Origin of the sequence: Mucilaginibacter sp. Mucisp86 (genome assembly GCF_047324315.1) — a bacterium.
Classification (GTDB): domain Bacteria; phylum Bacteroidota; class Bacteroidia; order Sphingobacteriales; family Sphingobacteriaceae; genus Mucilaginibacter.
In genome coordinates, this window is sequence record NZ_CP168503.1 from 4,103,381 (window position 1) to 4,125,557 (window position 22,177).

At 42.4% G+C, this 22,177-nt stretch carries 17 protein-coding genes; 4 read left to right on the plus strand and 13 right to left on the minus strand.

Annotation, left to right across the window (positions count from 1 at the left end):
* The 6 genes from miaA to ACEN9X_RS17470 form a co-directional block, all read right to left on the minus strand.
* On the minus strand, positions 1-918 hold the full coding sequence (miaA, locus tag ACEN9X_RS17445; protein WP_413666334.1) for a tRNA (adenosine(37)-N6)-dimethylallyltransferase MiaA: 918 nt from the start codon (positions 916-918) through the stop codon (positions 1-3).
* A gap of 81 nt (positions 919-999) precedes the next feature.
* Positions 1,000-1,662 carry an IS1096 element passenger TnpR family protein gene (locus tag ACEN9X_RS17450; RefSeq protein ID WP_413666335.1) on the minus strand — a complete coding sequence of 221 codons (663 nt, stop codon included), beginning with the start codon at positions 1,660-1,662 and terminating at the stop codon, positions 1,000-1,002.
* Positions 1,663-1,703: 41 nt separating this feature from the next.
* A complete protein-coding gene (locus ACEN9X_RS17455) occupies positions 1,704-3,116 on the minus strand; it encodes a CCA tRNA nucleotidyltransferase (protein WP_413666336.1) in 1,413 nt (470 codons plus the stop codon).
* Between the two features lie 180 nt (positions 3,117-3,296).
* Positions 3,297-3,866 carry an L-threonylcarbamoyladenylate synthase gene (locus ACEN9X_RS17460; protein WP_413666337.1) on the minus strand — a complete coding sequence of 190 codons (570 nt, stop codon included), beginning with the start codon at positions 3,864-3,866 and terminating at the stop codon, positions 3,297-3,299.
* Positions 3,859-4,986, minus strand: coding sequence for a glycosyltransferase family 4 protein (locus tag ACEN9X_RS17465; RefSeq protein WP_413666338.1), 1,128 nt, complete (start codon positions 4,984-4,986; stop codon positions 3,859-3,861). Before ACEN9X_RS17465 ends, ACEN9X_RS17460 begins: the two co-directional genes overlap by 8 nt.
* Positions 4,987-5,126: 140 nt before the next feature.
* Positions 5,127-5,942: a 2,3,4,5-tetrahydropyridine-2,6-dicarboxylate N-succinyltransferase gene (locus ACEN9X_RS17470; protein ID WP_413666339.1), complete on the minus strand. Its 816-nt coding sequence runs from the start codon at positions 5,940-5,942 to the stop codon at positions 5,127-5,129.
* Between the two features lie 532 nt (positions 5,943-6,474).
* On the opposite strand from ACEN9X_RS17470, the gene ACEN9X_RS17475 reads away from it, so the two are divergent.
* The 3 genes from ACEN9X_RS17475 to ACEN9X_RS17485 all read left to right on the plus strand — a co-directional run bounded on the left by ACEN9X_RS17475 (position 6,475) and on the right by ACEN9X_RS17485 (position 8,101).
* Positions 6,475-6,669: a hypothetical protein gene (locus ACEN9X_RS17475; RefSeq protein ID WP_413666340.1), complete on the plus strand. Its 195-nt coding sequence runs from the start codon at positions 6,475-6,477 to the stop codon at positions 6,667-6,669.
* A 70-nt stretch (positions 6,670-6,739) separates the two neighbouring features.
* A complete protein-coding gene (locus ACEN9X_RS17480; protein WP_413666341.1) occupies positions 6,740-7,690 on the plus strand; it encodes an ADP-ribosylglycohydrolase family protein in 951 nt (316 codons plus the stop codon).
* 3 nt (positions 7,691-7,693) lie between these two features.
* The gene (locus ACEN9X_RS17485) at positions 7,694-8,101 is read left to right on the plus strand and encodes an RNA-binding S4 domain-containing protein (protein ID WP_413666342.1); all 408 of its coding nucleotides are present in this window, start codon (positions 7,694-7,696) and stop codon (positions 8,099-8,101) included.
* 126 nt (positions 8,102-8,227) lie between these two features.
* On the opposite strand, the gene ACEN9X_RS17490 is transcribed toward ACEN9X_RS17485, so the two are convergent.
* Together ACEN9X_RS17490 and ACEN9X_RS17495 are read right to left on the minus strand one after the other, a co-directional pair.
* Entirely contained in the window at positions 8,228-8,707 is a 480-nt protein-coding gene (locus ACEN9X_RS17490) for a nucleoside deaminase (RefSeq protein ID WP_413666343.1), read from the minus strand.
* A 196-nt stretch (positions 8,708-8,903) separates the two neighbouring features.
* Positions 8,904-9,500 (minus strand): OmpH family outer membrane protein, encoded by a 597-nt coding sequence (locus ACEN9X_RS17495; RefSeq protein ID WP_413666344.1) that lies wholly within the window; start codon positions 9,498-9,500, stop codon positions 8,904-8,906.
* 568 nt (positions 9,501-10,068) lie between these two features.
* On the opposite strand from ACEN9X_RS17495, the gene gyrB reads away from it, so the two are divergent.
* A complete protein-coding gene (gyrB, locus tag ACEN9X_RS17500) occupies positions 10,069-12,027 on the plus strand; it encodes a DNA topoisomerase (ATP-hydrolyzing) subunit B (protein WP_413666345.1) in 1,959 nt (652 codons plus the stop codon).
* A gap of 114 nt (positions 12,028-12,141) precedes the next feature.
* On the opposite strand, the gene ACEN9X_RS17505 is transcribed toward gyrB, so the two are convergent.
* From ACEN9X_RS17505 to ACEN9X_RS17525, 5 genes are all read right to left on the minus strand, one after another.
* A complete protein-coding gene (locus ACEN9X_RS17505; RefSeq protein WP_413666346.1) occupies positions 12,142-14,943 on the minus strand; it encodes a S8 family peptidase in 2,802 nt (933 codons plus the stop codon).
* A gap of 95 nt (positions 14,944-15,038) precedes the next feature.
* Positions 15,039-15,869 carry a M57 family metalloprotease gene (locus ACEN9X_RS17510; protein WP_413666347.1) on the minus strand — a complete coding sequence of 277 codons (831 nt, stop codon included), beginning with the start codon at positions 15,867-15,869 and terminating at the stop codon, positions 15,039-15,041.
* Between the two features lie 261 nt (positions 15,870-16,130).
* The gene (locus tag ACEN9X_RS17515; protein WP_413666348.1) at positions 16,131-16,568 is read right to left on the minus strand and encodes an aspartyl protease family protein; all 438 of its coding nucleotides are present in this window, start codon (positions 16,566-16,568) and stop codon (positions 16,131-16,133) included.
* 229 nt (positions 16,569-16,797) lie between these two features.
* Entirely contained in the window at positions 16,798-19,674 is a 2,877-nt protein-coding gene (locus ACEN9X_RS17520) for a two-component regulator propeller domain-containing protein (protein ID WP_413666349.1), read from the minus strand.
* A 219-nt stretch (positions 19,675-19,893) separates the two neighbouring features.
* Positions 19,894-22,176, minus strand: coding sequence for a BamA/TamA family outer membrane protein (locus ACEN9X_RS17525; RefSeq protein WP_413666350.1), 2,283 nt, complete (start codon positions 22,174-22,176; stop codon positions 19,894-19,896).
* Position 22,177: the final 1 nt, after the last annotated feature.

Below are 22,177 nucleotides of genomic sequence, written 5' to 3' on the forward strand. Positions count from 1 at the left end.
TTATGCCGGTGTTTCAATTGTTTTGATCATCTGATCGATAACATCGGGAGCATCGGCATCAAACCAAATAAAATCTTTATCTTTTCTGAACCAGGTAAGCTGCCTTTTGGCAAAGCGCCTGGTATTCTGCTTTATAAGCAACAGCGCTTCCTCAAGGCTGATCTTGCCATCAAAGTAATCGAACAGTTCTGAATAGCCAACCGTATTTAAAGCATTCAACTGGCGATGGGTCAGGAGGCCTTTTACTTCTTCAACCAGGCCTTGTTTAGCCATCAGATCCACGCGCAGGTTGATACGTTCATATAATTTTTCGCGGGGCATATCAAGGGCCAGTTTTATAATATTAAACGGTCGCTTATTTACAGTGGCGTTGCGATAGGATGAAAACGGTTTACCCGATGTTTCAAAAACTTCTAACGCCCTGATGATGCGCTGTGGGTTATTAAGATCAACCTGGGTATAGTAATCCGGGTCTACCTGTTTTAACTTTTTCTGCAAGGGTATAATCCCTTCTTCTTCCAGTTGCTGGTTTATTTTTTCACGTATTGAAATATCGGCAACGGGTAAATCATCAAAGCCTTCACAAATAGCTTTAATGTATAAGCCCGATCCGCCGGTCAGGATCACCTTATCATGTACTTTAAAGAGTTCATCTAACAGGCTAAGGCCCTGCTTTTCAAAATCGCCAACAGAAAAACTTTCGGATATGGAATGCGAATTAATGAAATAGTGTTTGGCTAATACTAACTCGCTCTCATCAGGTTTGGCAGTACCGATACTCATCTCCCTGAAAAACTGTCTTGAATCGGCCGAAACTACTACCGTATTGAAGTGCTGTGCCAGCTTAATTGCTGCTGCTGTTTTTCCTACCGCTGTGGGGCCGGCAATTACGATAAGTGTGGGGGGAAGAGGGTTCATAGTTGATGGTTCATAGTTCATAGGTTAAAATGTGGCTTGAGTAAAAGCCATGAACCATCAACTATGAACCATGTGCTAAGTTTAATAATCGTCACTGTTTCCTCTGCCGGGCCTTTCATCATCGTCAAAGCCCTCGTCGTCGCTAAATTCATTGCCGAATTCATCTTCTTCCTCTTCTTCTTCATGTCCGCCGCTGTGTTTTTCTTCCGGGATGTCATCAGCATCCGTAACTTCCGAAAAATCTTCGGCGTCTTCCGGGTTAAAGGCCATTTCGTTCAGGAAGTCGAAATCCTCTGTAGTTGGTGGTAAAACTGTTGGGTTAAATGCATTGCCGAATTGTTTAGGCGCTTCGCCAACTGATTTCACAACGGCGGGGTAAGTAGTGCCCGGTGTTTCATCTAAAATGATCTTCATCAGTTCAACATGAAAATCAAACGGGCGGTCGAAATTGAACGTGTAGTAAAATTTTTGGTGCGGATCATCAATAAAGCTTAACAGTTTTACTTTATTCATTAATGAAACGCCACGGTCAATACGCCTCTGGTTAGGCAGGTAAGTTATTTCTTCACCTTTAGTCCACTGATCATTGCTGATATAAAATGATGAAGAAAATTCCGGATTATAACCGGTTGACTGATGAATTGCGCGGTGAAGATCTTCGAAAGTTTGATTTGATTTTACATCAATTTCTCTCGTAACGTCATCGTAGTCTTCAAAAGTAACCCTGAACCTGTATACTGCCATTGCTTATCGTAGATTTTGGACAAAAATAATAATGTTTTAATTTAATTTGGATTAGTCACAACTTTTAAGCCAATTTCCAGGCCTTTGCTTATAGTAAAGCTTAACGCAGCTTCGCGATTGTTTGGGATTTCGCCTTCCAGTATGGCCTCGCGGATCTGATTTTTGATTATTCCAACCTCGCGGCCTTCTTTTATACCAAACATGGTCATGATATCGTTACCGGTAACCGGCGGTTGCCAGTTGCGGATGCTATCGCGCTCTTCAACATCTTTTAATTTTTGTTGAACAAGCTCAAAATTGTTACGATATTTTTTAACCTTATATTCATTTTTAGTAGTGATGTCTGCTTTACACAACAACATCAATGCCTCGATGTCATCTCCTGCCTCAAAAAGCAAACGCCGCACTGCCGAATCGGTAACTATTGATTGCGAAAGCACTATGGGCCTTAAATGCAATTGAACCAGTTTTTGCACCTGTTTCATTTTTTCATTTAGCGGCAGCTTAAGCTGGGCAAAGATCTTGGGCACCATGCGTGCGCCCCGGTCTTCATGGCCATGAAAGGTCCAACCGTGGCCGGGTTCAAAACGTTTGGTGGCTGGCTTGGCAATGTCATGCAATATGGCAGCCCAGCGCAACCAAAGGTCGTCGGTGGTTTCGCAGATGTTATCGAGTACCTGCAGGGTATGGTAAAAGTTATCCTTATGGCCTTTGCCATCCACATAATCAACCCCGTAAAGGGCAACCATCTGCGGGAAAATTTTATGCAGCAGTCCGGTATCAAACAGGTAATTAAAGCCTATGGACGGCGTCGGCGCCAGGATGATCTTGTTCAGCTCATCGGTAATACGTTCCTGCGATATAATACTGATCCTGTCGGAAGTAGTTTTAATGGCTTCAACGGCAATGTCATCTATACGGAAGTTGAGCTGTGTAGCAAACCTGATGGCCCGCATCATACGCAACGGATCGTCAGAAAAGGTTTCGTTGGGATTAAGCGGCGTGCGTATTAGCTTGTTTTCAAGGTCGGCAATGCCGTTAAAAGGATCAAGCAGCTCCCCAAAAGTATCCGGGTGCAGCGAAATGGCCAGCGCGTTGATGGTAAAGTCGCGGCGTTTCTGATCATCTTCCAAAGTGCCGTTCTCCACAATAGGCTTGCGCGAGTCGCGGCGATATGATTCCTTACGGGCGCCAACAAACTCAACCTCCAGATCGCGGTATTTGAGCGAAGCTGTACCAAAGTTTTTATAAACCGCCAGTTTAACTTTAAGCGTGTTGGCAACAGCTTCGGCAAAAGCTATTCCATTGCCAATAATTACGATATCGATATCCTTCGAGAGGCGGTTGAGGAAAATATCGCGCACAAAACCACCTATGGCATAAGCCTGTACATTTTGTTCGCCCGCCAAACGGGATATTACAGAAAATACGGGATGCCTGAGGTGTTGCTGCATAGTTGGATGCTTAAAAACGCTAATAAGGGTACAAAGGTAAGATTAATTAGAAACTATGCAGCCTGTAGTTACAAACTACAGGCATAATGGCCAGAAGTTGGAAACTTCCGACAGCGGTTCAGTAGTGCCTTTTACATGTTGGCCGGTTAATCCTAATCTCTGATTTCCAACCTCTGATCTCTATCTTCGCAAAAACTCAAACCTGCCATCCGGGGCCAGCCTCATGATGGTTGATGGTGTTTTGATTTCTTTGCTATGCTGTTCCAAATCAACAACATAATCAACACCATCAATGATTTCCTGGTCTATCTGTGAAAAATACTGCGGCGAAGGTTTGCCGCTGATATTGGCCGATGTTGACACCAATGGTTTGCGTAAACGCTGAATTAGCTGCTGGCAAAAAGGAGTATCTTTTACAACCCTGATCCCGATGCTACCATCTGCGGCAATTAAAGCCGGCGAAATATTTTTGGCGCCGGGCATTACTAATGTTAAAGGGTTTTCGGCATACTCAATCAATTCAAAGGCCAGCGGGTTTACTTCGCTGATGTAGCTTTCCAGTTTGTTGTCGGTATCCAGCAAAATGATCATGCTTTTGGCCTCATCTCGCTGTTTAAGTCGGTAAATTTTTTGTATAGCTTCGGTATTGGTTGCATCACAGCCTATACCCCAAATGGTATCGGTGGGGTAAAGAATAATACCGCCTTCTTGCACAACTTTTAAAGCTTTGGCTACTTCTTCTTTAAGCATGGTTCAAAATATTTTGGTATAGCTGCATTAATTGCAGGCTTAGTTTATCATCTGTAAAATTGGCAGCGTAAGTGTGGCCTTTAGTTATCATGTTTTGCCTTAAGCCATCATCACTAAGTACCTGGTTTAGTTTTTCGGCTAATCCGGCATCATCATCCGGGTTAATATAAAGGCTATCGGGCCCGCCGGCTTCTTCAAGGCAGGAGCATGTTGCCGCTATTACCGGTACACCAGAGTTTAGTGCTTCTAAAATCGGAATTCCAAAGCCCTCATACCTGGAAGGGTAAACAAATACTGATGCCAGCTGATAAACAGCAGGTAACTCTGCAAAAGTAACGTCTTTTAAAAATATTACCCGGTGGGTTAAATTATTGGCTGTTAAATATGCTTTAACCTGTTCAATGTATTGGGTTTCTTTACCAACTACAACCAAAGGTATATCATCGATTACATTTTTTAAAGCCTTAACTGTTAACAGCTGGTTTTTACGTTCTTCAATTGTTCCAACGCTCAATATATAGCGGCTGGGTAAATGGTATTTTTCTTTTACTGCCGACTTTTGTTCAGCAGTTTGTTCAATCGCAAACGAAGGGTCACATCCCTGGTAAATCACTTCAATTTTTTTAGGATCGATGCCGAGCAGTTCAACTACGTCGTCTTTTGTTTTTTGACTTATGGCGATGATCTCGTTGGCAACCTTGCAGGCATGTTTAACCTTGGCGAGGTAAATGCGATAATCAACAGCACCGAATTGTTTGGGATAACGCATGAAGATGAGATCATGCATGGTAACAACCGACCTGATGTTTGTTTGCCCGATACCCGAAGGAAGCTCGTGACTTAACCCATGGTACAATTCAACACCATCGCGTTTAAGATCTTTAATAATTCCCTTGCTGCGCCACCAGGAGGTAAACCATTTGCTTTTTGGCGTAACGGTTTGGATGTTGGGATAACCACCAATAAAATTAAGCCGGGGATTGGCTTTTGCCTTTGGCGTATATAAGTATAAAGTATTGGACGGGTTGAGCGAAGCTATGCCTTTAATTAACCAGCGGCTGTAATTGCCTAAGCCGGTGTTATTGTAAAAAGCCCGTTTAGCATCGTATCCTATCTTCATGCTTTTAGATATGAGATGTTAGATATGAGACGTGAGAAATGCTGCATTCTCAGAGGAAAAATATCAGATGTGAATAAGGAAATTGCTGGTATGTTCACCATGCAAATCTCATATCTCACATCTGATATCTCATATCTAAATTATACCGCTACGTTATTTTCACGCAGGGCGTCATTCAATGACGTTTTTTTATCGGTTGATTCCTTACGAGTACCGATGATCAGGGCGCAAGGCACCTGGTATTCGCCGGCGGCAAACTTTTTGGTATATGAACCCGGAATTACCACTGAACGTGCAGGTACACGGCCTTTATATTCAACCGGGGTACTGTGAGTGACATCAATAATTTTTGTTGATGCTGTTAATACCACGTTTGCACCTAATACGGCTTCGTGTTCAACATGTACGCCTTCAACAACAATAGCACGTGAGCCCAAAAAGCAATTATCTTCAATAATAACCGGAGCGGCCTGTAATGGCTCTAATACACCGCCAATGCCAACGCCACCACTTAAGTGTACGTGTTTGCCAATCTGCGCGCATGAACCAACAGTAGCCCAGGTATCAACCATGGTGCCTTCATCAACATAAGCACCAATGTTTACATATGATGGCATCATGATAACACCTTTAGCCAGGTGGGCACCGTAACGGGCAATGCCGTGAGGTACCACGCGAACGCCGGTTTGTTTATAATCGGTTTTGAGTTTCATTTTGTCATGAAAAACAAAAGGACCGGTTTTAATTTCTTCCATCTGCCTGGTTGGGAAATACAAAACAACCGCCTTTTTAATCCACTCATTTACATGCCAGCGTGAGCCAATTGGTTCGGCAACACGGATTTCGCCTTTATCTAACCGGTCGATAACGGTTTCGATAGCGTTGGTATATTCATTGTAGTTAAGCAGGTTCCTGTCTTCCCAGGCCTCTTCAATTAGTTTTTTAAGATCTTGCATTGGTGAAATTAAACTTTTGGCAAATTAAAGGAATTTTAAGGAAATATATTTTAAAAGATTGTATATCATGGAGTGTAAAGGTTGGGAAGGTTCAATACAGATTTGGAAACAAATGATGGTAATCCAAATTGAATTATGCTGCGGTTATCTTTAATTTGACGCCCTAATCGGGAAATAAGTGGGTATAATTGATACGTTCCGTATACTATTTTGATTTGCAGTGCTTTGTTTTACACACATGTATACAATATCCGGACAATCAGTTAATGGCTATATAAAAAACGTTAAGTAAGCCTTAATTTTATATAAACGAAAACCAACGTTTAAACTAATTAGGTGTCAAGGCCTTCCGGACAGCGAGTGTCGGGGAGGCTTATTTTTTTACTTGTATTGTATTTTTAGGTAAATAAGTTATCGGAGCGGTAAACATTGATGTATTATATAGCGTATAAACGCATTGTTTAAATAATAAGAAATTAACATAGCAAGTTTTTACCCTTTAATTTATCACTATAACCCCCATCCCCAAAGTATGACCCCACTTGTACTATTTGCCATTATTTTACTTAGCATGGCATTGTTGCTTATTTTAGGCGTTTTGTTTTTCGGCACACTTAAAAGTATCAAAAAACGCTACTATCCCAACTGGAAATTTCCCGATTATATCAGTGTAGGTTATGCCGAATACCTGTATCGTAAATTTGTAAAACGGGACCTGCCAAAGTAAGTTATAAAGAGTATAGTTTTGCCATTGTTGATTTGCCGGCATATTAAAAATGTTGCGTTAATTAGCGTTTATGACTGCAAAGCGAAATTTTTATAAGGACGTGCTCTTTGGTGTAGCCATAGGTGATGCGCTTGGGGTACCCGTAGAATTTAGATCGAGAGAAAGCATCGCGCAAAAACCAGTGACAGACATAATAGGTTTTGGCACTCATGATCAGTTGCCTGGTACCTGGTCAGACGATAGCTCATTGACTTTTTGTCTTGCCGATGTTTTGGCAGACGGTTACGACCTGCAAAAAATAGCTGACAGCTTTGTTTACTGGTTGTACGATAACCAATGGACTGCACGCGGAGAGGTATTTGATGTTGGCATTGCTACCCGTGCCTCAATTGAACGTGTTTTACGAAAAGTGAGGCCAGATTTAGCTGGCGGGTTTGATGAATCATCAAACGGTAATGGTTCATTGATGCGGATTTTGCCTTTGTTATTTTATATTAAAGATAAGCCACTAAATGAGCGGTTTATCTTTACAAAAGAAGTATCATCTATAACCCACGGACATGTACGTTCTGTAATTGCTTGTTTTTATTACCTGGAATTTGCCCGAAAGTTGCTCACTAATGCCGACGCGATGGCTGTTTATCACGAGGTAAATACTGAAGTGAGATTGTTTTTAGAAGGAACTACTATTAACCGCGATGAGTTAGCTTTGTTTAATTGGTTGCTGAATGACGATATCTATAAGCATCCTATAAATGAAATCCAAAGTACTGGCTATGTACTGCATACACTTGAAGCGGCGGTTTGGTGTTTGTTAACCACATCAAACTATAGTGAAGCTGTGTTAAAAGCTGTAAATTTGGGGCTCGATACTGATACAACTGCAGCCGTTACCGGTGGATTGGCTGGTTTACTTTATGGCTTTGAAAGTATTCCCGAACACTGGATGCTTATGATTGCCCGTAAAAATGACATCGACGAATTGGCCGGACGCCTGGACGATAAATATGAAAGGAACTGATAAATGGCCGAAAAAGAGAAACTGAGAATAGATAAATATCTGTGGGCCATCCGCGTTTTTAAAACACGTACACTGGCTTCTGATGCCTGTAAGGCTGGCCGTATAAAACTGGATGGTAAAAACATCAAACCATCGTACGAAGTAAAAATTGGTGATGTTTACCATGTTGCCAAAGGCATTGAGCGTAAAGTAGTGAAGGTAACCGGCCTGCTCGAAAACCGGGTTGACGCCAAAACTGCTGTTAATTTTTATGAAGATATAACCCCTGTTGAACAAACCCAGGCCTTTAAATCAATGTTCCACGCCCCGGTACTGAAACGTGACCGCGGCACCGGCAGGCCTACAAAGCTTGAAAGGCGTGAGATTGATGACCTGAAAGATAATTTTTTTGAGGAGCAGGAAGAAGAGTAGCTGTCTGAACCAGGATTAAACGGATTTTTAGGATTATAGGATTTGCTTTGCAGGTGCTCTGCAAAAAATCCATACTTAGCTATTGCATTGAAATCCTATTAATCCGGCAAATCCCCCCAATCCCGGTCAATAATGCTCCCTGTGCTCAGTTGTTTCCCAAAGTTTAAAGGCAGTTAACGCTTCATCCCGCAGGATCTGCACGAACGGAAGTTTACGTTTATCCATAGGGTTTTCCAGCTCGTCATAAATAAAGTGGTCGTCGAAACCAATTGCTGCGGCATCGGCTTTTGTGTTGGCGTAATAAATTTTATCAATCCGGGCCCAGTAAATGGCACCCAGGCACATGGGGCAGGGTTCGCAGCTGGTATAAATTTCACAGCCTGCTAAATTATAGGTCTCCAGCTCCTGGCAGGCCAGGCGGATCACCGACACCTCGGCATGTGCCGTAGGATCGTTAGTGGGTACAACACGGTTGGCGCTACGGGCTACTATCATGCCATCCTTAACTATGACTGCCCCAAAAGGGCCGCCCATTCCGCGCTTTACATTGTCTTCGGCCAGTTCAATGGCTATGCGCATAAATTTTTCGTGTGCCGTATTTTCCATATGCCCTAAATTAAAAAACCTCAACCGAAGTTGAGGTTTTAATTTGAAAATGTGTCAATTTGAATATTTGAAAATGGCTGGTAATATTCAAATTACCTCATTGTCGAATTTTTAATTTGAAAATGTGTCAATTTGGAAATTGGATGATGATAAGTAATTTTCAAATTGCCGCATCATCAAATTTTCAAATCAAGTATTATTTTTTGTCCTTAGCGTAAGCTTCGTTCAAACGTTTAGCAACGTCAACGGTAACATCTAAAGATGGATCGCCATATAATACAGTTGGGTTAGCTTTTGAATAAGTTAACACCAGTTTGTAGCCTTTTTCTTTTGCATAAGTTTTTACAAAATCGGCAATTTTATCATACAACTTTGCATTTTCAGAAGCTTGCTCATTTTGAAATTCGGCACCTGCATTTTGAGAGTAACCTTGCAGCTCCTGTTGTTTACGCTGTAACTGCTGCTCAGTAGCCTGGCGCTGATCGGCCGGCATAGTAGCCTGATTTTTTTGGTATTCAGCAACCTGGCGCTGAAATGCCTGTCCACGGTTTTGCAGGTCGGTTTGAGATGCTTTGCCTTTATCTTCAAGGCGTTTTGACATATCCTTAAAGTAATCGTACTTGTTTAATAAAGAATCAGAGTTTACGTAAACGATGGTTTCTTTATCAGGAGTTGCTGTGGTTGCAGTAGCAGCCGGTTTATCGGCAGTTTTATTTTGAGTACAGGCGGCAACGCTACCTGCAATTGCTAATCCTAAAGTAAGTTTGGTTAAAACTGAAGCACTGGTTTTCATTCTGTCAATCTGAAAAATATTATAAAATTTTGACAAAGATAATCTTTCATTGCAAGTATCCTAATCATATATGCAGATTTCGGATGTGCAGATTTTGAATGTATAAATGTGCATATATGTTTATAGCGGCCATTATTGAGAGTGATGTTTTTGCACGCTAAGGCGCAAAGCCGCAAAAGTTTTTTTACCTCAAGTTTTTATGGTATACAAATTTGCGTTAGGGATGGAAGTGGATACCGGCCAATGAGCATAATGCCCGCAGGCGTATGAACGTACAGCCCGGGCCGCAGGCAACGCCATTATTGATTTAGAATATCGGATTTTCGATTTCGGAATTTCTGGACTTAATTTTTGATAATTAATGAATTAGCTGAGTTTAAAGGGCAACAAATTCTATAAATTCTTTAATTCTCAAAATTCGGCTTCAAACAAACCATTATGTGAAATGGTATTAAGGCAACATTAATTTAATGCTTCCAAATCTATTCCACAACTGTACTTTTATCCACAAAAAATCGTTAATTCGGGGTATTTTTTGTAATTTTGAAGATTGTTTCATTAAATAAATATGAGCGAAGAAATTCAGGATAAATCCAATTATTCAGCAGATAACATACAGGTTTTAGAGGGTTTAGAGGCGGTGCGCAAGCGTCCGTCGATGTACATTGGCGATACAGGCGTTAAAGGTTTGCACCACCTTGTATATGAAGTAGTTGATAACTCTATCGACGAAGCCCTTGCCGGTTACTGCGATGATATAAAAGTTACTATACATGTTGGCAATTCCATAACCGTATCAGATAACGGTCGTGGTATCCCTACGGGTATCAATACAAAAGAAGGTAAATCGGCGCTTGAAATTGTAATGACCGTTTTGCACGCCGGTGGTAAATTTGACAAGGATACCTATAAAGTATCGGGCGGTTTGCACGGTGTGGGTGTAAGTTGCGTTAACGCGCTGTCAACCCATGTCAGGACCCTTGTACATCGTGAAGGTAAGATCTTTACCCAGGAGTATGAGCGTGGCAAACCTATGTTTGATGTTAAGGAAATAGGTGTATCTGAGAAAACAGGTACCATCCAAACTTTCCAGCCCGACCCGGAAATTTTTACTACAACTACCGAGTATAAATATGATACTCTTGCTGCGCGTTTACGCGAACTTTCATTTTTGAACAAAGGCATCCGCCTGAGTTTGACTGATGAGCGTGAAGCCCAGGAAGACGGAACTTTCCGCTCGGAAGTGTTTTTCTCTGAAGGTGGTTTACGCGAATTTGTTAAGTTTTTAGACGGTACGCGTACCTCTATCATTCCTGAACCAATTTATGTGGATGGTAATAAAGGAGGTATTCCGGTTGAGCTGGCCCTGCAATACAATGATACTTATAGCGAAAACGTTTTTTCTTACGTAAATAACATTAACACCATTGAAGGAGGTACACACGTTGCGGGGTTCCGTCGTGGTTTAACCCGTACGCTGAAAGCTTATGCTGATAAAGAAGGCTTGCTGAAAAACGTTAAGGTTGAGATCAGCGGTGATGACTTCCGCGAAGGTTTAACGGCTATTATCTCGGTAAAAGTACAGGAGCCGCAGTTTGAAGGTCAAACCAAAAGCAAGTTGGGTAACAACGAAGTAATGGGTGCGGTTGACATAGCAGTTGGCGAAATCCTGGGTAACTTCCTTGAGGAAAACCCTAAAGAAGCCCGCCTGATTGTAAATAAAGTGATCCTTGCCGCTACTGCCCGTGCCGCCGCCCGTAAAGCACGCGAAATGGTACAGCGCAAGAGTGTAATGACAGGCTCTGGCTTGCCGGGCAAACTGTCGGATTGTGCCAACAGCGATCCAACCCTTTGCGAGTTATTCCTTGTGGAAGGTGACTCGGCGGGTGGTACCGCCAAACAGGGCCGTAACCGCGAGTACCAGGCTATTTTACCATTACGTGGTAAGATCCTGAACGTGGAGAAAGCCATGGAGCACAAAATTTACGAAAACGAAGAGATCAAGAACATGTTTACCGGTTTGGGCGTTAGCCGTGGTACGCCTGAAGATGATAAAGCCCTTAACTTAACCAAACTCCGTTACCACAAAATCATCATCATGACGGATGCCGACGTGGACGGTTCGCACATTACTACGCTGATCCTTACTTTCTTCTTCCGCTATATGAAGGAGCTGGTTGAGGCCGGTTATGTATACATTGCTTCGCCGCCACTTTACCAGGTAAAAAAAGGTAAAGAGTATGAATATTGCTGGAACGATGTACAGCGCGATGCCGCCATTCAGCGTCTTAAAGGTGCCGGTAAGGAAGACAGCGTACATGTACAGCGTTACAAAGGTTTGGGTGAGATGAACGATATCCAGCTTTGGGAAACTACCATGAACCCCGAAACCCGTACCCTGAAACGTGCCACCATTGAAAACGCCGCCGAGTGCGACCATACCTTCAGCATGCTGATGGGTGATGAAGTAGCGCCGCGCCGCGAGTTCATTGAACGCAACGCTAAATACGCTAAGATAGATTCATAACCCCGGCCTCCGCCAGCTGGCGGAGAGGAATGGGTTGATATATTTTAAGGCCTGCTTCTTTTGAAGCAGGCTTTTTTTGTGGATTTGCCTCCGCCTGATTTCGGTAGGAATGGTTTAAATCTTTATCAATTTACCATTATAAACCACTTTGCCATTTAGTTCGATTGTATAAATATAAACACCTGCTATGAGCTTTACCGGGATGGTATTTTGTAGCTCATTAATGCTTTTAACCATGTTTAACCTGCCATCGGTACCGTACAATTTAAATTCGTAGTTATTAATGTCGCCGCTCAGGATATTGATTTGTCCGGCAACTGGGTTGGGATAAATTACAAACTGGTTCGGCTGTAAATAAGTGGCATCGGCAATGTTGGAGTAAATGATATCGCCAGTGGTGGTGATAAGCTTTGCCCGGTAATATTGTTTTCCCCGCCGGGGATTATTATCGGTATACTGATAACTAATAGCTGTGGTAAGTGGTATAGTGTTTAAAGTAATGTATTGGCCTGAGGAATTTGTTTTTTCTAATGTGATGGATTTAAGATTATAAACACTGCCTAATTCAAGATTAAGCACAACGGTATTGTTAACCACATTGGCGAGTAAGGTTTTTACATAACAGCCAACGCCTTGCGTGGTAGCATCAATTGTGTAGCTTTTTATACTTTCAAAGCCATTGCCGGTAGCACTCACGCCAAAATAGGTAGAGGTTTGTTGTTGTGCAGATATAATGATACTGGTATCGGCAGTTGAGGCAAACTTTTGTAACAGGTTGTTTTTAATAGTATAAACGGTATAGCCTGTACTGCCCGGCTGTGGTTTCCATTGTAGCAGGGTGCCATTGCTGCAATTATAACCAACATCAAGGGTAAGCGGTTTGGAGATGCTGAACTCGGCGCTTGTAAAAGTCTGGTTGCCAATAACCATTTTAAGTATGGCCTTAGTGAAAACATCGGGTGTTGCCCAGGTATAGTAGCGGTTTTTTAAGGTAACGTTACTAACAGGTTGCCAGGTAAGGCCATGATCAAAACTGACACTTATAGTGCCCGATGTTGTGTTGAATGAGCTGTGCCATCTCAAATAATTATCCTCGCCGGCAAAAAGCTGGTCGCCGGCCGATGGGTAGATCCATTCAAACCGGTTTGCTATTACCTCCTGGTGGGCAACATAAAATTTTTGTGTACCGGCAGTAACCCTGCGACCTTTAATATGTACTATATAGGTGCCTGCTGCCGGGTTATGTAAACTTACCTGTTCTGTATTGTTCAGGGTATCTACCTGTCTTTTTGCCGGGGCAGCTAACGAATCGGCAGAAGGGAAGCTGCTGAGTACCCATGGCAAAATTTGCTGCCCGGATGGTGTGGTGACGGTAAGGTCGAGGTCATTCACCAGTGCCGATGCTGCATTAACAGGTGCTGCAGGGTCATTCCATGCTAATGAAACTTTAAGTTCCCTGCAATTTAGGGGGACTGTTATAGCATAATCTGTTTGTGCGGCATTGGTAACTGAGCCGGCAATAAAACGTTTTTCATTGATAGTTCGCAAGGCTTCGAGTGCATTCAGGGAGCCATAGCCCGTTTTATGCTGCGGCCCCTGTGCAGCTACCTCATCTGCCGTGTTGATGAGCACATTTTTTATGAGCGCGGCAGATGGCAGCTGTTTGTATTGTGTTTTATAAGCCTGTTGTAACAATGCAACTGTGCCCGATACCAGGGCTGCTGCCCCCGATGTGCCATCCTCGCCATCGGCTATCAGTTCGGGTTTAATGCGGCCATCATACGTTGGCCCGGCCGAGCTTAAGGACTCGGGATCGCCTGTTCTGTTAGTTCCACCTACTACCAGTACATTTTTAGCCTGCTTAAAATCACCGGAAAGATTCGCTACTCCGCTTATACCATTATAAACCCCGCTTTCAGGTGCGGAGTTGCCGATATTACCCGATGAAAATATGTGCACCAACGAGTCGGTTTCAAAGATCTGCTGATCATAAGCCGCGCTTTCTGCTCCGTAATAATTTTCAATGCCCGTACCGTACGAGTGATTTTGCACCGAGATATTGTACGATTTGAAAATTGGGGTACTATCAGGCATTAATTGCTCAAATGATGATGAGGTGAAGCTTACTTCGGGTGCTGTCCCTAAACCTTTAATGTATGAGTTTCCGTTGCCGCCTATAAGTGTTGCCATAGTGGTGGCATGCCCTGAAGTGATATCGGCTGTTTTGAATGACGTGAAGCTACGGCCCAACAGGTCGAGATCATTATCATAGCGGTCTTCCTTTACAGATACATTAATGCCGAGCCCGGTTGTACCTGGAAAATCGGCCTTTATGGCCGACATGGTATTTAAACCGAGGTCGATATCACTAATGGCAAGTTCTTGATGAGGCTTGCGCACCTCATTGGCAAATAATATATAGTCCTGTTGTAGTAAGGCAGGGAGGTCTTCTAATTTAATGTCGAGATGTATGAGGTTCCCCGTTTGGCCGGTAATAATTCCGGAGTTTTTGATGTGATTAATGACGATGTCATTAATAGTAGTAACCGAAACCTCTATAGATTGCGTACGTCCCGGATGTTGTTTCCAGTTTTTTGCAAGGTTATCCGAAGCTTTCCAGAGGGAGGAGGCAGTGTTGTTGCTTATGATATTAGCATCGTTTTTGATGGCTGAAGCCGATGATACGATGTAGTAATTGTAGGAAATCCGTTTTAAAATGTTGTATTTGCGGCTGTCGATATGTGCCGGATCTTTAAATTTAACGAGATAATATTGTTTTAATGAAGTCTTTTGGAGAGCTGGAAGAGAAGCCTTATAAATGGAACTGATAGTTTCATCGCTCATGCGTTTTTGTGACCATGACACTTTGAAACATAAAAAAAGAAACAGTACGGTAACAGGTATTCTTTTTATCATAGGCGTAGATATGTTCAAAACCACTAAAGGGGAGCTGCAGCATCCCCTTTAGTGATAAAGCTATTTAGTTGAATAGTAAACAACTATAAGCGATATTAATATAAATAGTTTAACGCAATTTGATCGTTAGCATTAAATGTACGGTCGGTACCGCTTGAGCATGCTAACATCCACGAGCCGGCATCAGCTTTGGTTGGTGTCCCTGGAATGTTGATTGCGCCAATACCCGCTGAACCTTCGTTGCTTCGGCTGCCCCCGCAGCTAAAGGCGCGGTTCATATAATCGGTATGGCGGAAACCGATGCAATGCCCCAGTTCATGCTGAATAACAGAAGTTACATAACCCAGATCAGGGTTTGTGCCGTAGGCTTGTGCATTGGTGTTCATCTGGATCTGGTTATACGGATCGCCCGATGAGGTAGGGAAGCCCGATGAACCCAAGGTGATATAGCCACCGCTTGGTCCCTGGTTAAAGCCGATGATCTGGATTGCGCCTCCGCTGCTTACCATTTGAAACTTAAGCGTAAGGTTTAACGCATTGTAACGCGCAACGGCAGCAGTAGCGGCGTTAAGATAAACAGTAGGTAAGTTTGAAACTGATACGGTCACCGTTCTTGGTAGATTTTTAACCAGGTTGGTGGTTCGGTACTGCTCAACGTCGGCAATTCTTAAAGTAGGACTGGTACTGGCTTCTGATAAATTGGCCTTGGTTAACAGGATATCTCCCTCAACCAGATAGCCGTCGCCTTGTTTGCGCACTTCATCGGTGCTGAATCCTAAGTTTGAAATACTTTTCAGTACATCGTCAGGGATAGCGGTTTGGCTGGTGGTTGTAGTTTTTGCTCCTTTATCTTTTGAACAGGAGAATAATACAGAGGCACCGACAAGCACGCTTAGCCCGACCCCTATTAATAGTTTTCTTTTCATTGTTTTAGTTACGTTTAGATGTAAATGAAGAATAAAATTTTCAGCAACCGGCCAGTGCTATTAACCTATACGCAATATGTAAATAAAAAGTTACGGAGTTATTAATGGAAAATAACAAATAAATAATCTTTTTAAGAATTATTGCCTTGTTATTTGGTTGATATTGAAATTATAATTGCTGTATAGGGTATTATTCCAATTATAACTCTATTTTAACTGATAGGTGTACTGGGGGATGTTCTGCTGCAAATCAGTTAAAGATTATTTTATTGTACGGGTTTTCAGTTTAAGCAACCCTTTCCCATAATCAATCACAGCTTTATATTTCATTAAAATATCGCCACCCAAAACACCCAGCACCTTCGGGTGCCCCATTTGGCTGTAGGCTACATTAATGGTAGATAGGTCAAGTACAGCTGCCTCAAATTCAGAAATATGTAATTCGCCGATGTGCAGGTCGCTTACCGTTGCTGTAAATGACTCCATAGTGTTAGTGCCCAGGCCTGTTGAGAGTTTTTCGCTGGCTAATATGCTCATAGTTTCATTCGCCTCTGTCAATGTGGTTTGATCAAAAGCAGTTTTGGATGCGCCTGTATCCAGTACCATAATAAAAGTTTTTCCGAATAGGCTTACTTCAATCAGCGGATGAAAGCCATCGTCGTGCAGGTCGATAATATTTAGCGGGACAGATATGATCATGGCAGATGTACGAATTGCGAATTGCAAATGTGCAGATTAAAAGCAGTAGATTCTTATCTTATTAGTGTAATTATAAAAGATGTATCAATAATGCCCGGTATGCCTCCCAAAATTCCGGTTCAGGCCGGTTTATTTTTTAATATAGCTTTGGTGTACGGTCTTTCTGCTCATATTATGAATAAGCTGTTCCGGTACACTTCATTAAAGTAATTACCTATTATGGGGTAGTCTAAAGGTTCAATTTAAGGTTGATAGATGTGCCTTTGCCTGGAGCCGTGTCAATTTTTAAATCGGCAGTCAAAATTTTTGCACGTTCATAAATATTACGGATCCCCATGGTTTCGTATTTGCGCAGATCAGGGTCAAAGCCACGGCCGTCATCACGGATACTTATCTGCAGCCGGTTTTTGTAAAGACTGATGTCCAGAAATGCATTTTGCGCCTTCGAATGTTTGACAATATTGTTTAAAACCTCCTTAACAAGAAGATATACCTGTCGTCTTTTTTCGCCGCTAATGGTAACTCCGGTTTCGCTAACCGAGGCATTTACATGAAGGTTGATATTGCTATATTCAAATATTTTGATGGCTTGTTTATGAATAAAACTGGTCAGGTTACTCACCTCGTCGTTTTCGGCATCAAGGCTCCAGATAATCAGCCGCATCTGGGTAGAGATATCCGTAATAGCTTCGTGAACAGCGTCTATTTCCTTAAAATCAGGCTGGTTGGCTGCCTTCCGGCTCAACAGTTCGGTCCTCAGCTTGATACCCGATATACTTGCCCCCAAATCATCATGCACCTCACTGCTGATACGCTGACGTTCACGTTGCAGGGCAAGCGCATTTTCGTAGTCCTTTTTTTGTAAGCCTATGATGGACTGATAATATTTTCGTACCAGTAAAAAAGCTACAACTACAGCACTTAACACAGCCAAAACCTGTAACCACAACTGCTGATACCATAAAGGCATAACGGTAAATTTAAAAATAAGCGATGGGCTTAACTGGTTAAAACGATTGGCAGCCATCGCTTCTAACTCATAGTTTCCGGGAGGCAACAGGTCAAACCGCTTTTCACCAGACGGTGCAACGCTCCAGTTTTTATCAACCCCTTTGAGCCTGAACCGGTATTGTATTTTACCCATGCTTTTGTAGGATAGGGCAACGCAATTAAAAACAACAGGTTGTCCGTAGGTAAAGCTATTTTGAGTTTCGGATCTTCCGTCATTAATTAACACCGGCCGGGGCAGGTTGGTGTTCCCTAAATTTTGAGTCACCGCTATTCCCTGATCTGTGGCTATATAGTAATCAGCGCCGTTCTGAACAACGTCGGCAACATTATCTGAAGGAAGCCCGTTGCTGGTGTTTAGCAGGCTGATCCGGTAATGCTTATATTTATTATAAAAGCTGATAATGCTTACACCATCTGCAGTACATACCCATAAGGTATTGGCATCTGTCCATACCAGTTTACGGATATCACCTGAAGAGATGGCAGGAGATCTAAATTGAACAATTTGTTTCCCAGCCCACAAAAATACCCCCTGAGCGTCGGTACCTATTGCGCATACATCATTATTTGATGCCAGGCATTTAACAACATTTATTCCTTTATCAGCCAGTATTTGAACAGAGGTAGTATCATTAGTGGTTGGCTTTAACCGGTATAACCCATAAAGTGAACCCACCAACAGGCTGTTTTTATACCAGGTAAGCGATGTCATGCGTATTGGCTTGAATCTATAAGCTTTTAGAGATTTGAGCTGATTTGATAATACGCCAACGGTTTCTTGTGAGGCAAAACAGACTGTATCATGTAGATTGGTAATTCCTTTTATAGGGCCATTATATTTTTTAGGGCCCGAAAGATAACTTTCGGAATGCCAAAACGCCGGGTTGCTATTGGAAACATTTAATTTGAATAAGCCATTATCGGTACCAATCATGAGCCTATTGCCCGGAATTGCAAGCAGATTGGTTATCCGGTTAAAGTCAGACCGGTTTTGATTTATGGATATGGTGTCTATTAATGACAATTGATTTGTCCCAAGCTTCATATAGCTGAGCATGCTTAAAACGTGCCCGGCAAAAAGGTAACCGCCAGCTATACCCAGTCTTAAAACGTCTTCATTTGCCAGGCCGCTTTCTTTATTAATGACTTTTACTTCGGGGTTGGTACTTAAAAAGAAGCCTTTGTCATAACTACCAAACCATAAATTATTTTCCTTGTCTATAAGCGTTGATGTGGTGATGTGGTTATTAAGATAGTTTTTACGTTCGCCGGTAAGGTAGTTTATAATGTATGTGCCTTGCTTTACCGTAGTAACGGCAAAAGTATTTTTACCCATAGGATAAACCGAGGTTACGTTGCCCGTAAAATAAATTTTATTGAGCGGAATAATCCCGCTTTTCTTATACTGATAAACCTGCACCCATTCTTTAGTTATTAATAACAAATGGTTTTGCTGTATAGCCAACCTGTATGGTTTGGTATTGATATTAGCCGTTAGATAACTTAATTGTCCGGTCTTAAGCTCTTTTTCGAGGATGTCAAGGTCATTTTCAGATAAGGTGATCTCCTCACCGTTCTCGCCATAAATATCCCCGTTTAAATGTTGGATGGTGTGCCTTCTTGAATTTAATTCATCAAAATGATATACTTTAGTATTAAGCCTGTAATTTACACAGAGCTCATTATAACGGTTAAAAAAGAAATTGGCAAAAGGCAATACTATTACTTTTTGATGGGAACTTAGATTATGAATAAGCCCGTTTTCATAATAACAGACCTTATAATTATTACAGTAAAAAAAAATCCGGTGGTAATTGTCTTCGGCTATCCGGAAACACTCATTGTTTTCCAGCCCATCGGCCGATGTGAAGTTTTTAAAATGTTCGCCGTCAAACCTGCTCACGCCTTTGTCTGTGGCTAACCAGATAAAGCCCCTGCTGTCCTGCATTAAATAATGAACCCGTGAGCTGGGCAGGCCGTCAGTTGCATTGTAGTTTTTCAGGTAAACTACCTGGTAGGGAATGCTGGCATATACACCCGAAAATAAAAATTGAGCTAATATTAAAAGTTTTAAAAAAGAGCTTCTTAGCGGCATCCTATTATTGATATCAATTTAACATCGCTGCCTTTTTAACAATATACAATGATATGGAGTGCAGGACTTTGCGCGGTTTGTGTCAATTGATAAATATAAAAAGAAATGCTATGTATTAAAATATCAATCTAAATATAAAACAACCGGCCGATAAATATTTATTGTATCAATAGCTCAACTCTTGCCGGCCGTGGCTTTCGTTATGCTGAACGAATTAACTTAAAACGGATACCCAATGGCCAGGTTAAACACGCTGCGGTTAAAGTTGAAATCCCAGCGGGGCTCATTGGCACGCACATATGGTGTACGCAAGGGGATACCCAGATCGGTACGTAACACCAGTACCGTTAAATCAAACCTTAAACCAAAGCCGGCATCCACAGCCAAATCGTTTAAAAAGCTCTTGGTAAATACTGCCCCCGGCTGTGACCCGTTTGAATGGAGCAGCCAGATATTACCGGCGTCAACAAATAATGCTCCGCGCACGATACTGAATAGTTTTGGCCTGTACTCGATGTTGGCCTCTACCTTGATATCGCCCGATTCGTCTGCCAGAAACCCGCCGGTGCCCACGCCCGTACTCGGATCAAATGATCCCGGCCCGATGGCCCTTGCCCTGAAACCACGCAAGCTGTTAGGGCCGCCAATGAAGAACTGCTGGCTGTAAGGTAACTGGGTTGAGTTGCCATAGGGTAAGCCTACACCTACGATAAGCCGGCTGGCGATGGTGCTGTTCGGACCGGTTTTATGGAAATACCTTATCTCGTTCTCCAGTTTTATATATTGGTTAAAAATAGCGCCGAACAGTTTTTTAGGTTTTCCGCCGGCACTGTCGGCACCGGTAATTAAGCCATAAATATTGTTTGAGAGACTGATCTTTCCGTTATAGTAAAGTGTATTGGTTCGGTAATCCTCGTTGGTATTGGTGTAGGTAAAGCTATAGCTTGGGCCCAGGATAAACTGTTTATCAATAACGTGTTTCAGCGCGGGGTTAACCGGAACGTTTTTCTTGTGGATACTGTCGAGATATAATTGCGATATGCTCAACGGATTTACAAACTGGAAGTTGATCAGGTTAAGCTCATGCGAACGGTGTTCTGTTTCGCGCCACTGGTAACCGAACGATAAGTTATATGAATTTAAGTTGTATAGTTTTTGGCGGTTTACTATCGAGTAGCCGAGGCTCAGGTTGGTATGTGGAATATAGGCATCGGCAGCTTTTGGGTAGATGGGCCCGATAAAGCGGGGCCATGAAAGCGTTGTCTGGATACCGGCCTGGTATACGTTGTAGCCGGCGTTTTGGCCACCTACCTGCACATCGGTACTACCAAACAGCGTTATTTTTAAAGCCTCGGCGCCTTTAAATGCATTGCGGTTAAGCCAGTTTAAATTTACCTGCGTACCGGTATAATTGGCTGATGTGGTGCGGCCCAATATATCAAGCGATAGCGATTTCTTTTTGTATTGGGTAAGGAAGTAGTAAACGTCAAGCTTTGATGAATCGGCAGATACATCTTCAAACCTGTTTTTTACAAACTTGTAGGGGCCAAGGTTAATGAAACGGTTAAGTGAGTTATTATGTGCGGTACGGTTGTAAACCTGGCCCGGGCGCATCAATACGGTGTTGGCAAAAGTGTAAGTGTGCACTGTATTACGACGCTCAACAATATTATACCATTTATAAAAAACGGCTTTATCTTTCATTAGGGAAGTATCCCTTAACGTGTAGCTTGGGTATACATAAATGTTATTGATGGTGTAAATATTTTGAGCACGACCCGGAGTCTCGTTTTTAACTGCTACAAAAATATCAACCTGGTGACCGGCTATTGTGCTATCTACATGCATGATGAGGTTTTCGGGCGAAAAGTAATAAAAGCCTTCTTCTTTCAGGCGGGCATCAATGCGCAGCCGCTCGGTTTTAATAACATCGAGGTTATATTTATCGCCAACCTTTAGCAATGTTTTTGCCGACGTGCCGGCAACTGCTGTATCGATAGTCCGGTTACCTTGAGGGAAGACCACTTTCCTGATTTTGTAGCCAGGTCCTGTTACGGCGGTATAAACAGCCTTGGCAACTTTTGATGTTGGTTTTTTACTCACCGTATCTCCGCTTACCTGTGCCTGGAAATAGCTTTCATTTTGTAACCGATTTTGGAGGATATTACTGTTTTGCTCAAGGTTTACCGAACTGATGAGCACAGGAGGTTCACCTTTTTTATTAAGCCAGTGTGCAAGGCCTTTGGTTTTATTGGTCTTGGTTTTAAAGTACAGCCATAATTTAAAACGCATACCCAATATAGTACTATTGGGTACCGGTCTTAACAAGGCACCAAGTTCTTCACTTAAGGCGCTTTTCTCGCTCTTTTTCAAAACCGAATCTTTGATCACCACCTCGCCGCCTGTATACAGCTTTTGGCCTGGTGCCAGAAACTTAGTAGTACTGCAGGCACTCAGTAAAACACATGATGAAAGCAGTATATATTTTAAATGTTTGGTCATG

What these genes read in the sequence shown, in the direction of transcription:
- ACEN9X_RS17470 (WP_413666339.1), bottom strand. Translation starts at nt 5,942, where the DNA reads ATGCAAGATCTTAAAAAACTAATTGAAGAGGCCTGGGAAGACAGGAAC.
- ACEN9X_RS17460 (WP_413666337.1), bottom strand. Translation starts at nt 3,866, where the DNA reads ATGCTTAAAGAAGAAGTAGCCAAAGCTTTAAAAGTTGTGCAAGAAGGC.
- miaA (WP_413666334.1), bottom strand. Translation starts at nt 918, where the DNA reads ATGAACCCTCTTCCCCCCACACTTATCGTAATTGCCGGCCCCACAGCG.
- ACEN9X_RS17480 (WP_413666341.1), top strand. Translation starts at nt 6,740, where the DNA reads ATGACTGCAAAGCGAAATTTTTATAAGGACGTGCTCTTTGGTGTAGCC.
- ACEN9X_RS17475 (WP_413666340.1), top strand. Translation starts at nt 6,475, where the DNA reads ATGACCCCACTTGTACTATTTGCCATTATTTTACTTAGCATGGCATTG.
- gyrB (WP_413666345.1), top strand. Translation starts at nt 10,069, where the DNA reads ATGAGCGAAGAAATTCAGGATAAATCCAATTATTCAGCAGATAACATA.
- ACEN9X_RS17465 (WP_413666338.1), bottom strand. Translation starts at nt 4,986, where the DNA reads ATGAAGATAGGATACGATGCTAAACGGGCTTTTTACAATAACACCGGC.
- ACEN9X_RS17485 (WP_413666342.1), top strand. Translation starts at nt 7,694, where the DNA reads ATGGCCGAAAAAGAGAAACTGAGAATAGATAAATATCTGTGGGCCATC.
- ACEN9X_RS17455 (WP_413666336.1), bottom strand. Translation starts at nt 3,116, where the DNA reads ATGCAGCAACACCTCAGGCATCCCGTATTTTCTGTAATATCCCGTTTG.
- ACEN9X_RS17515 (WP_413666348.1), bottom strand. Translation starts at nt 16,568, where the DNA reads ATGATCATATCTGTCCCGCTAAATATTATCGACCTGCACGACGATGGC.
- ACEN9X_RS17495 (WP_413666344.1), bottom strand. Translation starts at nt 9,500, where the DNA reads ATGAAAACCAGTGCTTCAGTTTTAACCAAACTTACTTTAGGATTAGCA.
- ACEN9X_RS17520 (WP_413666349.1), bottom strand. Translation starts at nt 19,674, where the DNA reads ATGCCGCTAAGAAGCTCTTTTTTAAAACTTTTAATATTAGCTCAATTT.
- ACEN9X_RS17450 (WP_413666335.1), bottom strand. Translation starts at nt 1,662, where the DNA reads ATGGCAGTATACAGGTTCAGGGTTACTTTTGAAGACTACGATGACGTT.
- ACEN9X_RS17525 (WP_413666350.1), bottom strand. Translation starts at nt 22,176, where the DNA reads ATGACCAAACATTTAAAATATATACTGCTTTCATCATGTGTTTTACTG.
- ACEN9X_RS17505 (WP_413666346.1), bottom strand. Translation starts at nt 14,943, where the DNA reads ATGATAAAAAGAATACCTGTTACCGTACTGTTTCTTTTTTTATGTTTC.
- ACEN9X_RS17510 (WP_413666347.1), bottom strand. Translation starts at nt 15,869, where the DNA reads ATGAAAAGAAAACTATTAATAGGGGTCGGGCTAAGCGTGCTTGTCGGT.
- ACEN9X_RS17490 (WP_413666343.1), bottom strand. Translation starts at nt 8,707, where the DNA reads ATGGAAAATACGGCACACGAAAAATTTATGCGCATAGCCATTGAACTG.